This is a genomic window from Robertmurraya sp. DFI.2.37 (genome assembly GCF_029211245.1).
Classification (GTDB): Bacteria; Bacillota; Bacilli; order Bacillales; family Cytobacillaceae; genus Robertmurraya; species Robertmurraya methanolica_A.
In genome coordinates this window covers 14,507-29,629 of the sequence record NZ_JARGEJ010000053.1, presented here as the reverse complement: position 1 = coordinate 29,629, position 15,123 = coordinate 14,507, and the positions used below count along the sequence as shown (strand labels likewise).

The 15,123-nt window shown below is 37.4% G+C and carries 18 protein-coding genes; 2 read left to right on the top strand and 16 right to left on the bottom strand.

Annotation, left to right across the window (positions count from 1 at the left end; translation table 11 throughout):
• Positions 1-517: 517 nt before the first annotated feature.
• The 3 genes from PZE06_RS20520 to PZE06_RS20510 all read right to left on the bottom strand — a co-directional run bounded on the left by PZE06_RS20520 (position 518) and on the right by PZE06_RS20510 (position 2,086).
• On the bottom strand, positions 518-670 hold the full coding sequence (locus PZE06_RS20520; RefSeq protein WP_191963275.1) for a hypothetical protein: 153 nt from the start codon (positions 668-670) through the stop codon (positions 518-520).
• 88 nt (positions 671-758) lie between these two features.
• On the bottom strand, positions 759-1,340 hold the full coding sequence (locus PZE06_RS20515; protein ID WP_150949098.1) for a hypothetical protein: 582 nt from the start codon (positions 1,338-1,340) through the stop codon (positions 759-761).
• A 389-nt stretch (positions 1,341-1,729) separates the two neighbouring features.
• Positions 1,730-2,086: a hypothetical protein gene (locus PZE06_RS20510; RefSeq protein ID WP_150949101.1), complete on the bottom strand. Its 357-nt coding sequence runs from the start codon at positions 2,084-2,086 to the stop codon at positions 1,730-1,732.
• 288 nt (positions 2,087-2,374) lie between these two features.
• On the opposite strand from PZE06_RS20510, the gene PZE06_RS20505 reads away from it, so the two are divergent.
• Positions 2,375-2,908 (top strand): RNA polymerase sigma factor, encoded by a 534-nt coding sequence (locus PZE06_RS20505; RefSeq protein WP_150949104.1) that lies wholly within the window; start codon positions 2,375-2,377, stop codon positions 2,906-2,908.
• A complete protein-coding gene (locus PZE06_RS20500) occupies positions 2,901-3,692 on the top strand; it encodes a hypothetical protein (RefSeq protein WP_150949106.1) in 792 nt (263 codons plus the stop codon). Before PZE06_RS20505 ends, PZE06_RS20500 begins: the two co-directional genes overlap by 8 nt.
• A 100-nt stretch (positions 3,693-3,792) precedes the next feature.
• Here the strand turns inward: PZE06_RS20500 and PZE06_RS20495 are convergent, their stop codons facing one another.
• The 13 genes from PZE06_RS20495 to PZE06_RS20435 all read right to left on the bottom strand — a co-directional run bounded on the left by PZE06_RS20495 (position 3,793) and on the right by PZE06_RS20435 (position 14,958).
• The gene (locus tag PZE06_RS20495) at positions 3,793-4,806 is read right to left on the bottom strand and encodes a PAS domain-containing sensor histidine kinase (protein ID WP_225310729.1); all 1,014 of its coding nucleotides are present in this window, start codon (positions 4,804-4,806) and stop codon (positions 3,793-3,795) included.
• 18 nt (positions 4,807-4,824) lie between these two features.
• Entirely contained in the window at positions 4,825-5,268 is a 444-nt protein-coding gene (locus PZE06_RS20490) for a GAF domain-containing protein (RefSeq protein ID WP_150949110.1), read from the bottom strand.
• Between the two features lie 12 nt (positions 5,269-5,280).
• Positions 5,281-5,934: a response regulator gene (locus PZE06_RS20485; protein ID WP_150949113.1), complete on the bottom strand. Its 654-nt coding sequence runs from the start codon at positions 5,932-5,934 to the stop codon at positions 5,281-5,283.
• On the bottom strand, positions 5,931-6,608 hold the full coding sequence (locus tag PZE06_RS20480) for a sensor histidine kinase (protein WP_191963276.1): 678 nt from the start codon (positions 6,606-6,608) through the stop codon (positions 5,931-5,933). Before PZE06_RS20480 ends, PZE06_RS20485 begins: the two co-directional genes overlap by 4 nt.
• Before the next feature lie 587 nt (positions 6,609-7,195).
• Entirely contained in the window at positions 7,196-8,503 is a 1,308-nt protein-coding gene (locus PZE06_RS20475; protein ID WP_150949116.1) for an MFS transporter, read from the bottom strand.
• Positions 8,500-8,778, bottom strand: a complete 279-nt coding sequence (locus PZE06_RS20470; protein ID WP_150949119.1) for a hypothetical protein — start codon at positions 8,776-8,778, stop codon at positions 8,500-8,502. Before PZE06_RS20470 ends, PZE06_RS20475 begins: the two co-directional genes overlap by 4 nt.
• Entirely contained in the window at positions 8,771-9,076 is a 306-nt protein-coding gene (locus tag PZE06_RS20465) for a hypothetical protein (RefSeq protein WP_150949120.1), read from the bottom strand. Before PZE06_RS20465 ends, PZE06_RS20470 begins: the two co-directional genes overlap by 8 nt.
• A gap of 188 nt (positions 9,077-9,264) precedes the next feature.
• Positions 9,265-9,789: a QcrA and Rieske domain-containing protein gene (locus tag PZE06_RS20460; RefSeq protein WP_150949126.1), complete on the bottom strand. Its 525-nt coding sequence runs from the start codon at positions 9,787-9,789 to the stop codon at positions 9,265-9,267.
• Between the two features lie 11 nt (positions 9,790-9,800).
• Positions 9,801-10,361 (bottom strand): 4Fe-4S dicluster domain-containing protein, encoded by a 561-nt coding sequence (locus PZE06_RS20455; RefSeq protein WP_150949129.1) that lies wholly within the window; start codon positions 10,359-10,361, stop codon positions 9,801-9,803.
• 3 nt (positions 10,362-10,364) lie between these two features.
• Entirely contained in the window at positions 10,365-12,530 is a 2,166-nt protein-coding gene (locus PZE06_RS20450) for a molybdopterin oxidoreductase family protein (protein ID WP_150949132.1), read from the bottom strand.
• Positions 12,517-13,596: a respiratory nitrate reductase subunit gamma gene (locus PZE06_RS20445; protein ID WP_150949135.1), complete on the bottom strand. Its 1,080-nt coding sequence runs from the start codon at positions 13,594-13,596 to the stop codon at positions 12,517-12,519. Before PZE06_RS20445 ends, PZE06_RS20450 begins: the two co-directional genes overlap by 14 nt.
• A gap of 653 nt (positions 13,597-14,249) precedes the next feature.
• A complete protein-coding gene (locus PZE06_RS20440) occupies positions 14,250-14,540 on the bottom strand; it encodes a hypothetical protein (RefSeq protein ID WP_150949138.1) in 291 nt (96 codons plus the stop codon).
• A gap of 58 nt (positions 14,541-14,598) precedes the next feature.
• A complete protein-coding gene (locus PZE06_RS20435) occupies positions 14,599-14,958 on the bottom strand; it encodes an aminoacyl-tRNA hydrolase (RefSeq protein ID WP_150949141.1) in 360 nt (119 codons plus the stop codon).
• Positions 14,959-15,123 lie beyond the last annotated feature (165 nt).

The following is a 15,123-nucleotide window of genomic DNA, read 5'->3' as shown; positions in this document are numbered from 1 at the left end:
CTGTAGTTGAAAATGTTATTTTACTCATGTTGTCCCCTAGTTCCTATTTAGTAAGTTTAAGTATATAAAAAAATACCTATAGATAAAACACTCTTTTTCAAGTGTCCTAACTATAGGTACCATAATAGAATTGGCTTCTTTTACACCCTTTTTTTCTGTTTACGGCTTACTGTTGCCGTTCTAATAAATGATCATCAATGAATTCCGTAAAATTCTTCAAACTCTATCACTTGTTGTTTATGCTCCCCTCGGTCTTGGAATATGAAATTTATCGTCTTTTAAAATAACATCTGGCTTCGTTGCCATAACAATCATCTGCTCCGATAACTTAATAGATTCAAATTGGTTGATTCTCTTTATTTTAAGCTTGTGAATTTAATTAATATCGATAAACGAATCTACACTACTCTAATAAATCTCATTATAAGACTTGGAATAAATGGTTTAATTTTAGATGATTTTTAGATAATGTCCATTGATCCTTCATGATATTTTCAAAAAAATAGAGTCAACCATCTTAATGGTCAACTCCATCCTTTTTCGTAAGTTCGAGTTCATCTCTCATTCTTTCTTCTTCTTCATCAACACTAATTCTTGCGATTTGCTCGACCAATTGATGGTGAACGAAATCCATATCCTCCTGACAGTGAAACGGCTGCTTTTTTTTCATGTCAGTCACTCCCTCTTTACAGTGATTCTATATGTTTATAGAATCACCTCGAGACATTATATTTATTCATATGGAGCCTTGAACCTGCTTACTTAAACGGCATCCCAATAAGTTGAGAAATAGCGCGACAAAATTTAGGCCAATTTTCAGGGAAGGTGTGCAAGCCCTCACTTTCGTAGATCTTTCCTTTTGTTTTCAGGATGACAGACCAGCTTATACCGTCTAATACGAGAGCTTCAGGCTGATAATCCCGTTCCCAATTCCATATTTTCAAACGAATTACTTCTTTTTTAAACTGTTCAACATTGCCAATATATATCGTTCTTTCTTCTTGAGCCTTTTGCATTAAACTGGCACTTCTCCATTCAAACAAATAAAAACGCTGATGTACAAAATCAACTTCTACTTTAAAAGATGGGCCTGGAAACCTGCCGATCATAGCTGCTAAGGATTGAAGCTCCTTTTCCTCCCTGATTGACACGATATCCCCTGTAACTGAAAATAAATCTTTTTTTCTGGTCACGACAGATTTTACTTGAGAAACTTGAACGGGATTTTCTTTTCCACTTTTACTAGTCCAGTTCCTTTCATTCATTTCTTCGCAAATTGTGTGAAAAGAAACAGGTCCCTTTTTTTCTAAAATATCAATAATAACTTCATACATATTCATGACTAAACCCATTCCTTCGAATTCTATATTCTTCAAATGCTCTTTATTTTAAATATCCTGAATAAAATTATAAAGCATTTTACCAAATTTGACTGTAACAAAGTGCACGCTGACAAAAAATAGCATTATTTAGGAGGACATTTTCGCACTAAATACTTGCTTCATTTCAAGCAAAGACACGTTTTCACATTGCAGCTACAACTATAATTGGCCCCTTTAAACGAGCATTAATCATCAACTATTGATTTATTGCAATAATTTCCACATTACCACACCTTTTCATTCCATCCTTTTTAAGGCAAACAAATTGGCAACAGCGTTATCCATCATAAAAATGACAAAAGGCTTTGAGAGCTTTCCTCAAAACCTTTTATAAGCGAATTATCCCGTTAACTCGGCGCGTGACTCACCTTCAGCATCAAAATTTCTTCTTCAGTTTTCGCTATTTTCAGCAGCTGACTATCCAGCCTCTTATTCACTTCCTGAAGATGCTGTTCGTGCACTCTTTCAAGTCTATTTATTGCCTCATTGATGACCTCTGACACTTTCTCATTCGGTTGCCCTTCTAAGCGAAAAAGCATATCTTTTATATCCGTTATATCAATTTGATTGACGATGACTCGGTGCTCAACACTATCTATTTTTTCAAGCTTTGCTAACCTCTCATCGATTGCCTGCAGTTTCGTATCAATTGTCTCACTTATCTGATTTAATAAAGGCAGTACTTCTTGCAACTCTTTTTCCATCTCACTTACTCCTTTCTAATATAGTTATTGTAACATTTGCACAGTAAAAATATTGTTACAATAAAAAGCTATTTCATTTGACAATATTTCAACTTTTTTACTTTACAGTTGACAATAAAGATGATTTCAACATACACAACCCATTATTAAACGATTAACATTTATTTTTATTTGAAGTACATAATAACGAAATTATATGGTGTTATGAGCAAACTTTTTCGATAAACTTTTGGTATTAATAATAGAAGTGCATTTCAAGTAAGTTCACGAAAGGAGCGAAATTATTCCATGGAACGGTCATTGCTGCAGCGTATTAAATCAGGTGATAAAGATGCTTTTCGAACATTTTACAATCAACAGGTTGATAAAACGCTTCGCGTTGCAATATTAATCACGAAAAACCATGAACTCGCTAAAGAAGCTACCCAAGAAACATTTATACGGGTTTATCGAAACCTCTCTTCCTATGATGCAAGTAAACCATTTGATCCTTGGTTTTATCGAATTTTGACAAATGAATGCTACCGCATTATGAAGAAAGAAGCAAAAATAAGCAATCAACACGCTTATATTGATACTGATATAAAAGACAGCTCGATTAAAACCGAAGATTACTCGGAATTGAATGAGGCGATTCAATCGCTCAATGAACTATACCGAATTCCTATTATTTTGAAATATTTAAAAGGATTTTCAGAACGAGAAATTTCAACTGTTTTAGAAACAAATCAGAATACGATCAAATCACGCTTACACAAAGGTAGAGCATTATTAAAAAATTATTTAAATGATCTCAAAGAAAGGGGGAAAAAACATGTTTAATGACGAGGATAAAAAAATTGAGGAGTGCTTAGGAGAAATGTCAAACTTCGACCCCAAAGAAAAAGAAGAGATTTGGAACAATATCGAAAAAGAATTGTTTATCGATGAGAAAAAATCGAAACCACCGAAGCAGAAGAAATGGGGCTTATTAGTGGCAGCAGCCGCTGCTACATTATTCATCACTTTTTCTTCACAAACCGATACGGGAAATGCTTTAGTTGATAAGGTGAAAACAGTATTTGAACCTGGCACGGGCAGCGCTATAGTGGACAAAGTAAAATCAATGTTTGAGCCTAAAAAAGAAATCGTCCAAAGCATTGAAGGAATTGATGAGGATACGAAATTAACATTAAATGAAGGAAAAGAAGCGGAGTATGTTATCTATATAGATGAAGAGCGCTATATAATGAACAGAACAGATGATGGAGACATTATTACACCAAAAATCCCCCTTGATGCGCAATATCCTGAAGTTTCCATGGCCATTAGACAACAAAAAGAGGTTCCGGCCAGTAGCGCATTTCAAAAATTAAAAGAAGACATTTTAAGAGATTATCCGAATCTAATACTTGAGGAAGAAACGAATGAACCTCTTTCAGGCTTCGTTCTTTTAGCAAAGAAAGACGGACATGACTGGGACAACGAATTGACCAAAGTATATGTTCTTGATAACAGAGCTGGCGGAAGCTTTATCATTCAACAGAAATATTTTTCTGAAGCCGAAGAAGGACACGGAACTCGATTTGATGCGATGCTAAAAGAATTTCATATCGTCGAAGATTGATGGCAGTATAAAGGGCGGTTATCATTTTGTTGTTGATAACCGCCCTTTTTATCAGAAAAACCAATAAAAATAGTACTTTCTAAGCTGAAAATTCAGTAGCTTATATCGGCACTTCAAAGACCACCTTTGTGCCCTTATCAATTTCTGAGTAAATTTGCAGTATTCCACTTACAGCGCGAGCTCTTTCTTCCATGCTAAAAAGACCAACGCCCCGTTGGACTTTATCCTGTTTAAAGCCTTTACCAAAATCCTCTACCAGCACTCTAATCGAGTTATCTAATTCTCTAATCGTTACAATCGCCTTCTCTGTTTCTGCATATTTGCGTGTATTTGTTAACGCTTCTTGAATAATTCGGTATATCGCGACTTCCTTGTTAGATGGAATTCTTCTATTTAGATGGCAATCCAATTCCACATCAATGCCATAATGCTTAGAATAGCGAACTAAATAGGAACGAATTGCAGGAATAAGTCCTAAATCGTCAAGAACAGAAGGGCGTAGCTCCCATGATATTTTGCGAATTTCTTCAATTAATTCGGCTGCTTCATCTCGAAGTTGGTCAATAAGAGGATGACTGAGTTCCGACTGAAGAAGATTGATTGTGATAAGGTGACTATACAAGTTTTGGCCAATGCCATCATGAAGTTCACGAGAAAGTTTTTTTCGTTCATCTTCTTGCACATCAATTAATCTCGTCATCATTTTCTTCAATTCTTCCTCGATTTTCATTCTTTTCGTAATTTCATAACGAATCGCTAAATATTGATAAGGTCGACCGTGCTCATTTAAAAAGGGGACAATGGTTGTATCAACCCAATAATAATTTCCTGTTTTCGCTTTATTGCGAATTTCTCCCTTCCACACTTTTCCTGAGGAAATTGTTCTCCACATCTCTCGAAAAAATTCTTTCGAGTGAAATTGAGAATTTACGATACGGTGATCCTTCCCGATCAATTCTTCTCTTGAATAAGCAGATATTTCACAAAATTTATCATTAACATATTGAATAATGCCTCTCTGATCCGTATATGCGACTATTGCAGATTCATCTAAAGCATATTTTAAGTCTAATAATTCTTTAAATGGCTGGGGAAAATTGGAGTCAATATTCATTGTTCCACCTCTATTTCATTAGCAGCTAATTATCTTCTCAATTTTGTATGAAGCCGCTTGTACAATTAATATATCTTCTTGAGAAAGTTGTTTGTTGGAACGGTTGCCCACTAATAATACTCCTTTTACAACTCCCTTATAGTAAACAGGAACAGCGTGTGAATAAACTAATTTTTCTGCAAGCATAATCGGGTATTCTAATACTTTGCCAATAATATGATGGGGAAAATCTTCAATCGTCATCGCTCTTCCAGTCGAAATGACTCTACCTGCAATTCCTTTGCCGTATCTAACAGAAATCAGTTTGTATTTTTCATTATAGTTACCGGCAGCAATATGCCATTTAATATCAGGTCCAATTGTATTCTGAAAAGCAAACCCAACGAAGTCACAATTAATTTCTTCCTTAAGTTGCTTGCACTCTTGTAAAATATGCTCATAATTTTTATTTTTATTAAACATGGCGATCTTCCTTTACAAAAAATGACCTAAAAGCCCCTTCTTTAAAGCAAAAGCAACCAGCTCAGGCCTCGTCTTCATATGAAGTTTCTCCATTATGTTTCCTTTATGCGTTTCAACTGTTTTAACACTGATCGCTAACTTTTCTCCAATTTCTTTATTCGAGTAACCTTTCGCGATTAATGTTAAAACTTCCCGTTCACGATCAGATAATAGATGAATTAAATCTCCATCTTCTTCCCTTGTACTACTTAGATACTCTTCCATCAATCTTTTCGTCGCAGAAGGATGAAGATAAGCATCACCGTTTGAGACAGATTTAATTGCTTGAATCAATTCCTCATGTGGGGCACTTTTTAAAATACAGCCAGAGGCGCCAGCTTGAATCGCTCGAAATAAATATTCTTCATCATCATGCATCGTCAAAATTAATATCGCAACTTCCGGCAGTTGCTTTTTTAATTCTGAGGTCGCTGAAAGTCCGTCTTTGCCATGGGGCATGCTTAAATCCATGACCACAACACTCGGCTTTAATTCGTGGGCTTTTTCAATTCCTTCATTTCCTTCTGAAGCCTCACCAACTACCTCCATATCGGCATGATGGTCTAAAAGCATTTTTAACCCCATCCTAACGACAGCATGATCGTCTACAAGCAAAATTTTAATCAAACTTTCTCCCCCTCCCGATTGACATTAGAAGCAAAGCCTAACTCCAAACGAATCGTCGTCCCCTCTCCTAACTGTGAGGTAATGATGCAGTCTCCACCAATTAGTTTCATTCTTTCTGCCATCGCTGCCAATCCATGACTTTCTATATGTGCATCGACATCAAAGCCAATTCCAAAATCCTGAATCAAAATTTGAACACGATGATGCTCCCAATTCAATTGAAGCTTTATTTTAGCAGAATCCGCATACTTGGCAATGTTCGCCAAAGCTTCTTGACAAACACGGAAAAGTCCAATACGGTGATTCACCGGCAGAGGAATTTCTTCTCCAGCTTGTTCGATGTCCACAACGATTCCAAACGTGGAAGTATACAACTTCAAGTAGCTTTGCAATGCTGGAAAAAAACCAATCGTCGAAAGTGTTGGTGGATGCAGTTCTACTGATAGATAACGAATTTCTTGAATCGTTCTTTCTAATACTTCAGCCATCTCACGAACGTAATTTTTCATTTTTACATCTTCAGTGCTTGTTTCTAGGAATTGAATACCAGTATAAACACTGAATAATGTTTGGGCCACTCCTTCATGGAGTTCTAATGCAATTCTCTTAATTTCATCTTCTGATGACTGGAGCAGATACTTATTAATATCTCTTTCTGGGCCACGTTCCATCATGCAATTTCACCCCTTAAGGTCCAGTGATTCTTCTCTTATTACTATAACATCCGAGCGAGACTTTCGCGAAGCAGGAATTCAAATTGACAACTTAAAACGTTACCTAACAAAAGTTAGCTTCTGAGGCTTCTATTCATGCCGATATGAGCTCATTCAGTTTTCGTTAAATCAAGATAATGTCCAGAAAAAAAGAAAATCCCCCATTTTTAGCATCATTAAGTCACTTAACCAATTAAGCTTCGAAAGGAAGATTTTCTATATATAAATTAGACCATGACTATCCAGCATGTTCTCTCCATGGATCGTATGGTCCTCATCAAAAAAAACAAAACTTACTGCCCAATCGCTAAAACTAGCAATTCAACCTTCCTTTCAACATAGACGATTCCAGCTTTCCTCATTAAAAAACATTAGTTGTATATGGTTTTAATCCGTTCATTTAAAAGAAAGACGTAACAGCTAAATCGTAAATGGCCCTGCTTTATCCTTAATATCTACCATTATCAATCTTAAATAATGGAATAGAAGCTGAAATCAAAAAGTCATTTTTGACGACTTTTTGACACAGCTTCTTAAAAGCAGTTACGTTAAGAAACTTTTTCAATCTTTAAATCGAGTCCTTTTTTTCGCTGATAATAAAACCAGTTAAGAATAAATGAAATCACATAAATAGCAATAAAGAAATAAAAGGCTGTTACCGGTGATCCTGTCGTGCTTGTAGACCAGCCGAAAAGCTGCGGAATAAAGAATGAACCGTATGCTGCAAACGCTGCAGTAAATCCTAATACTGGTGCAGCTTCCTTAGCTGGGAAAATAGACGGAATCATTTGGAAGGTTGAACCCGAACCAATCCCAGAAGCTAAAAATAGAATTAAGAATGAGATTAAAAAGCCTGAGAAAGTTTTTGCATTTGTGAAATAAATAACACCTATTGCACCTATTGTCATCACGATAAAAACCCAGGTAGTTACAAGAGCACCGCCAAGCTTATCAGAGAGCCAACCCCCAACAGGTCTTGCTGCTGCAGCTAATAAAGCCCCAAGGAAAGCCAGTGAAATATATTCTGGGAATTGCGATTTTAGCAAGAGCGGGAATGCTGCTGAATACCCAATAAACGAACCAAATGTGGCAACATATAATATGGTCATAATCCATGTGTGCTTGCGCTTCACGATGACAAATTGATCTGCTACAGACTGAGTAGTATTAGGAAGGTTATCCATTCCAAAATAGGCTGCAATCGTTACAATTGCAATAGGAATCACCCAAATAAAGGCAGCGTTTTGGAGCCAAACTGTTTCTCCATTCGATAATACTTGACCTTCTCCCATGAATGCAAAAGTACTCGTTGCAATAATAAGCGGGGTAACAAATTGAACAACTGAAACCCCCATATTTCCTAAACCACCATTAATGCCAAGGGCTGTTCCTTTCTCTGCTTTTGGGAAGAAAAAGCTCATATTTGAGGAGGATGATGAAAAATTTCCTCCCCCTAGTCCGCAAAGTGCCGCTAACACTAACATGACTGAATAAGGTGTATCTGGATTTTGAACAGCTACTCCAATTCCGATCGCAGGAATGGCTAATACTGCTGTGGAAATAACAGTCCAGTTTCTACCGCCGAATTTACCAACAGCAAACGTATAGAAAAATCTTAAAGTCGCACCCACCAATCCTGGAATTGCCGCAAGAGTGAATAATTGCTCTTCAGTATACGTAAAACCGATATCGTTTAATCGGACAGCTACGACGGACCAAATTTGCCAGACAACAAATGCAAGCATTAACGAAGGAACAGAAATCCACAAATTTCTTTTTGCGTGTTTTCGACCAGTCTCTCTCCAAAACTTTGGATCTTCTGGATTCCAACTTGTAATTCGTGCTTTTTTACTCATGACACTCGTACCCTTCTTATTATATATTTTAAATTGCCTAAGCGATCAATAGCTGTCCAGTTGTCGCTTTCTATTATAACCTCAGCATTTAGAGGAATGGCGAAAAAATTCTGATGTTCAAAATAAATTCGCAAATGAGTTTGATCTGGACAGAACCCAATCTTTTTTATTTCTTTCTGAACGAAGGGAGCACGCTCTACTCCCTCTATATCTTGGATCGCAACTTCAACTGTTTTAAACAAATAATGCTGTTGTAGAAAATCGCGATTAACCACAGCTATTACATCCCTTCTGAACTGGATAGACGTACATTTGATACCCTTGTAAAAATTCCCAAAAATGTTCTGAAGCGTGCTCTTCCAAAAATTGAATGACTTCTGACTCCGACTGCCATCTACTCATCCCTTTTACTTCAGCGACAACTACTTCAGCCTCTTCGATTTCTTTTTCGTCTAAGTACCAATGAAGCTTTGTTCCTTTAAAAAGGGACTGTAATATTTGTTCAATTTCATCTCCAAAATTACCGCTTGCCTTGCGAATAAAGCAAAAATCCAAAAATGTTTCACTAATCATTTGCCGTCACTTCACTTTGCTTCCTATCGCGTTTATAGATAAAAAGGGCGATAGGAAAGACAAGAAGGTTTAACAAACAATACAGGAGTGCCCCCTCGTAATTTTCAAACTTGTATTGATGGACCATTTTTTGTGTAAACACTATATTTAACATGAGACAGATTAATAGCAATATAAAGTTTACTAGTCTATGATTCATAACGTTTCACCCTAACAGCGTAAACCGCTCCGTTTTCTACAGACACTTCAATTGTTGGCAATGGACGTCTTGGTGGTCCAGCAGTTGGATTTCCTGTTTCCACATCAAACTTCCCGTGATGGCATGGACAAAGCATCTCTCCTTTTTCCTTTTCCCAAAAAACTGGACATTGCAGATGTGTACATGCACTGTTATAAGCAACGTATTTATCCTCGGACAGGCGAATTAATATCGCATCATCATGCTCTCCTGGAAACTTGAATTCAACAGCTTCTCCAACACCAATTCGGTCAATATCTGTAATTTTCTTATGAGGATATTCCTTTTCGCTTAAACCTAATAGCTCTTTTGCTGCAACTGCTCCCCAAGGAAGCGACGACACTGCAAATACGCCAGCAGCTCCAACCAATGTTTTCATAAAGCCGCGTCTATCTAATTTCCTTTCATTATTGCGTTGAATATTATGCGTGTAATTATCTTCTGGAAAGGGAATTTTATTATTTTTTTCCGACATGACGATCCCTCCTAAAACAATTTCGTGACGCCTTGCAAAATACCTGGCAGATTCACGCGTACATTTGTTTCGCTCTCTAAATATGGTAAACTTGTAACCCATTTGCCATTGTCGAGGTTAAATTGCTTCTGCTTCGCTTCAATCTCTTCATCTGTCAGCCATTGTAAAGTGTTAGATGGACATACACTTGCACACATTGGGGGAATCCCATCCTTCGTTCTGTCAATACAAAGGTCACATTTATACATTAAATTTTGTTCTGTATCAAATTTTGGTATTCCGTATGGGCATGCAATCGTACAGTTTTGACAACCAATACACTTTTCCACTAACGCCGATAAAACAGCGCCTGTTTCATGGATTTGAATGGCTTGTGCTGGACAACTTCTCGCGCAAGCTGGATTCACGCAATGAAGGCACATGAGAGGCATCGTTTGCCGATTTACGAGTGGATTGACGTCATATACATAGTTTCTATTTCTCTCTTCATGACCTCCGCACTGTGTGCATGCAGCTAAACAAGAGCGACAGCCAATACAATTTTCTAGTTCTAAATAGAGCCTCTTCTTCATTTATTACACCTTCTTTACTGATTGTTTTTCGATTTGTGCTGCACAAGCCTTAAATTCAGGCATTCTTGACATAGGATCAAGAGCTGGATTGGTTAATAGATTAATAGATTCTTCATGACCGAAGTGATAAGGAACAAAGACTGTATCACTCCGAATTGCTTCCGTTATCTTAACCTTGTATGTCGCTTCCCCTCTGCGTGTAAACAGACGCACCCGTTCTTCGTGCTCAATATTGTACTTTTTCGCTGTCTCCGGATGTACTTCTACGTATGGTTCAGGACACATATCTCGTAAAAATTGAATTCTCCTTGTTTGATTCCCTGACAGGTAGTGATACACAACCCGTCCCGTTGTTAATCGGAGTGGATATTGTTCACATGGCTCTTCAGCTGGTGGTCTGTATGGCAGCGCACAAATTTTTGCTTTCCCATCAGGGTGATAGAATTTCTTATCTAGGAACATATGAGGTGTTCCTTTATGTTCTTCACTCTTACAAGGCCAGAAAACACCATCTTGCTTTTCGATTTTTTCCCAAGTAGCACCAGAATAATCAGCGTAGCCACCTTTTGTCGCACCTCTAAATTCATCTGCTACATCACGGGCTGTTTTTAAATGAGAAAAGTATTTTCCTTTTCCTAACCGTTCAGCTAGTTCGACTTGAATTTGCCAGTCTGGCTTCGATTCGCCAAGAGGCTCCTGAGCTTTGTTAATTTTAATAATACGACCTTCTAAATTCGTAACAGTTCCTTCATCCTCGGACCATGTTACAGTTGGCAAAATGACATCTGCAAATTCCGCTGATTCTGATAAATAAAAATCTGAACACACCATGAAATCTAAATTTTTCATTGCATTACGAACAAAATTTAAATTTGGCGCAGAAACAGCTGGGTTGGAACATAGAAGATATAGTCCACGGATTACTTTTTGATCCATTAATTCGAACATTTCATATGCGGATACACCTGGCTTAGGCATTTCTTCTGGTGTAATTCCCCAAAATTGACATACTTCTTTGACATGATCAGGGTTGGTAATTTTTCTATAACCTGGTAATAAATCTGATTTCTGACCGTGTTCGCGACCACCTTGACCATTTCCTTGACCAGTAAAAGTAGCGACACCAGATTTTGCTCGCCCAATTTTTCCTGTTACTAGTGCCATATTTGTATACGCTGAAACATTGTCGACACCTTTATGCTGCTGTTCGATACCACGGGCAAACATGACAACCGCGTTTGGTGCTTTTCCATAGAGCTCTGCAGCACGAATGATTTTTTCAGGAGCAACACCGGTAATTTCACTCGTATACTCCGGTGTAAATTGCTTCACTAATTCCTTCGTTTCTTCAAATCCGTTTGTGTGATTCTGAACAAACTCTTCATCAGCAAAACCATTTTCGATTAATAAGTTAAGAATTCCGTTTGCAAGTGCTAGGTCTGTACCAGGTCTTAAATCTAAATGGACATCTGCTCTTCTTGCAATCGGGGTTTCACGAGGGTCGGCAACGATTAAGTAACCGCCTCTTTCTTGGACATTCCAGATTCGGAACATAGAAGTAGGATGACACTCTGCAGTATTACTTCCTGCAATAAATAAGCAATCTGTCTCATGAATATCTGTCCACGGTAATGTCGACCCTCTATCTACTCCGAAAGAGCGTAGGAATCCACCAGCAGCACTTGACATACAAAAACGACCATTATAATCAATGTAGCGTGTTCCTAGGGCTACTCTTGCAAACTTTCCTGTTAAATAACATTTCTCATTCGTCATTGACACTCCACTGAAAACTGATAAACTATCTTTTCCATAATCCTTTTGGAGCTTTTGAAAGTTTTTTACGATATGTTCATATGCTTCTTCCCAAGATGCCTCACGGAAGCCTAATTTTGTTCCTTTGAGCGATTTATCATCACGAATTAGTGGTTTTAGGAGTCTATCATCATGATTCGTTTGTTGATAGGCCGTAACTCCTTTCGGACACATTTTTCCGACTGTTACCGGCCAGTCATAACGAGGTTCCACCCCAATAATTTTATTTGTCTTCGTATTTACTCTTAAATTCATCCCACATTGCATTCCACAGTAACTGCAATGAGTTCTTACTAACGTTTCGTTCGGATGATGCAAATTATCAACTTCTTTAAAAAACTTATCCCTTTGCATTCTGGTTAGCCTCCTTAACTTTTACTTCATGTGTAGGGAACCCAGAAAATTGGGCAATTCGATATTTTCTTCGACACGGTAAGCAAAGTTCTGCTAAATGGAAATCTTCTTTTTTAAATTCAATTTCATTAACACCAAGTACTTGAACAACATCCTTTGATTGCTCAGAGGAAACGAATTCATCTCCACAAACCTTACAAGCCTTCATTGATTGTTCCCCGTAGTGTTCACGATAATTTCGGGCAAATACACTCAATGGTCGGAACGGAATGTGCGCTAATTTTCCAAAAGGCAAGTAAATCATTGTGACAACCACGGAATATTGATGCACCAAGCTCATTGCGTAATGTCCCCAACCGTGGAGAAATACGTTGCTCACCGTAAGAAGCAAGCCTGTAATACTGATAAAAAGTAATAAATACAGTGGTAAAAAATCATAAATGAATTTTTGCTCTGCACGAGCCTGCATATTTTTAATTCGTCTATATAAAGCCATGCAGACACCTGCAATGACCATGAATGCAGAAATATTTAACGCATTGTAGGAAAGATTGGCTATCAATCCATCTGCCTTTACAGTCATAATGTCCATCCCCATTAAAACAATCGTGTAATAACCATTTTCCGGCATCGTAAAGTACATCCACCCAAAAACAAGCGGGAATGTTACTAAACAAGAAAGAAGGCAACCCCAACCTATTAAAAAGTGTTGTGTCCAACGGTATATCCCGCGATTCCAGATAAATCGATAGGTCGCTAACTGCTCAACCGAAGTCTTCGGTGTGGATTTTCTAAATAAGAGCTTTATTCCTTTTTTGATGATAATCTTCGTTGGTGGTCTTTCTCCCCAAGCAATAAAGCGGTAAAAGAACCCTCCAAGAAATACGATCGTTCCAACCATATAGCCATATAAATTTAAATCGACATGTGTAAACATTCTCGTGCCAATAAATGTTAAAATGATGAGCACTAATACAGTCAAAAACATTGATTTCGCAAACTTTGAGGCAAATGCGCTATTTACTGGGTGCTCCGCTTTTTGATTTGAAACCATTTTTGCTTCCATATTGATCCTCCTTGTTCCAATTGCTTAACTTTATTGTAAAATCAGTTCTATTTTTCTCGTATCGGGAGATCTCCCTACTGAGGGGAGAAAATTCCCTTAGTCGTCGGTTTCAGTTGAAATCATTAAAAATTAAGCTGCCAAAAACGTTGATACAATAAGATTTCTGAGAGGTTGACGATATTGTGTCAATTTTGTTAAGCATTGCACAAACTCAATTGAAGATAATCGTATTGAAAGCATCCTTTGTCTTTTTCAAGCTGCTAGACTCACCTTGTTGCCTGATGATATTTGCGAGTAATCTAATGTGTTCGTTCCCGTTGATGGTCAATGAAAATAGTAGCTCTCTATACTAAAGTCGATAAATGTGAAAAGCAGACCATGGATTAAACAACCATAAAAAAAACAAGGAAGAAAAACTTTCATTTTTCTTTCCTTGCTTTTTTATGCTACTTCATTTAGAGGGAATTGACTCCCACACTCAAGTAACCCATGTTCAAGCTGAAACTTTTTAACCTCATAGAAAAGCGTGTTTATAAGCATTTATTAGAGGAAACTTATCCTTCAGAAGCCCTTACTTTAAATGCTCTCGCGGTACACTACCTTGCTACCGATAGAAAAATAGATTGTGTTTTAACAACTTTTGCTTCTAATTTTTATTGAAGTAACTGTCCAACAAAAATGATGTAGGCAAGAAAAGCTGTCAGAACAAGCGAAAAACCAACCGTAAAGATGCTGCGAAATGCACTGCTCCAATTATTAACACCTGTAAATCCAATGATTCCAATGATGAGCACAATTAACGTAAAATAAAACAACAATTGTAAAGGATGGATACCTATCCATCTAAGTATCCGTTCTTTTAACGAATTTGAAGACGCAAGCAAAATAAAGCCAAGACTGTAAAAAGTTAAATAAAAGGAAAAGCGGTTACAGAAAGTTCCCATTCGCCTAAACCTCCTTATTTACATGAGGCCCATTGAGAGTAAACCGCACATTGATTTCTCAGTAGAGGGAGAACTCCCCTATAAATCTTTGTCCAATGATTCTCGGCATCGGAGGAAGTGACACCACAGTAAGTGCCCCAGTCGGCTCTTCTTGATAGCTTTTGTCCCTTATTGTATAAAAACCATTTTCCTTAAGCTTAAAAAGTTCTTCTTCCGTTCCTTTTAACACAACCTTGCTCATCCCCGATTGATACCATTCAACAAAATAATCGAAGTAATCAGGAAATTGACAGTTGTTTGCACTGACCATATTAATCGTGGAAATGGTTGCAGCGTGGGCTACTTGGGCTGCCACCTTCCCTGCTTCCATCTTCAAATCATGATTCACAACAAAATATTGAATGATTTCGTTATCCACTGTACCACCCCTCTGACAGCCTCCAAAATTCAACCTACATTATGTATACGGTATTCGTTGAATATTTATGATTTTTCATTTTCTAACTAAAACCAACTATTTCAAATCGATGACAAACTTTACACTTATGAAACTTGCCCCACTGATAGCAACGGTTTAAAGACG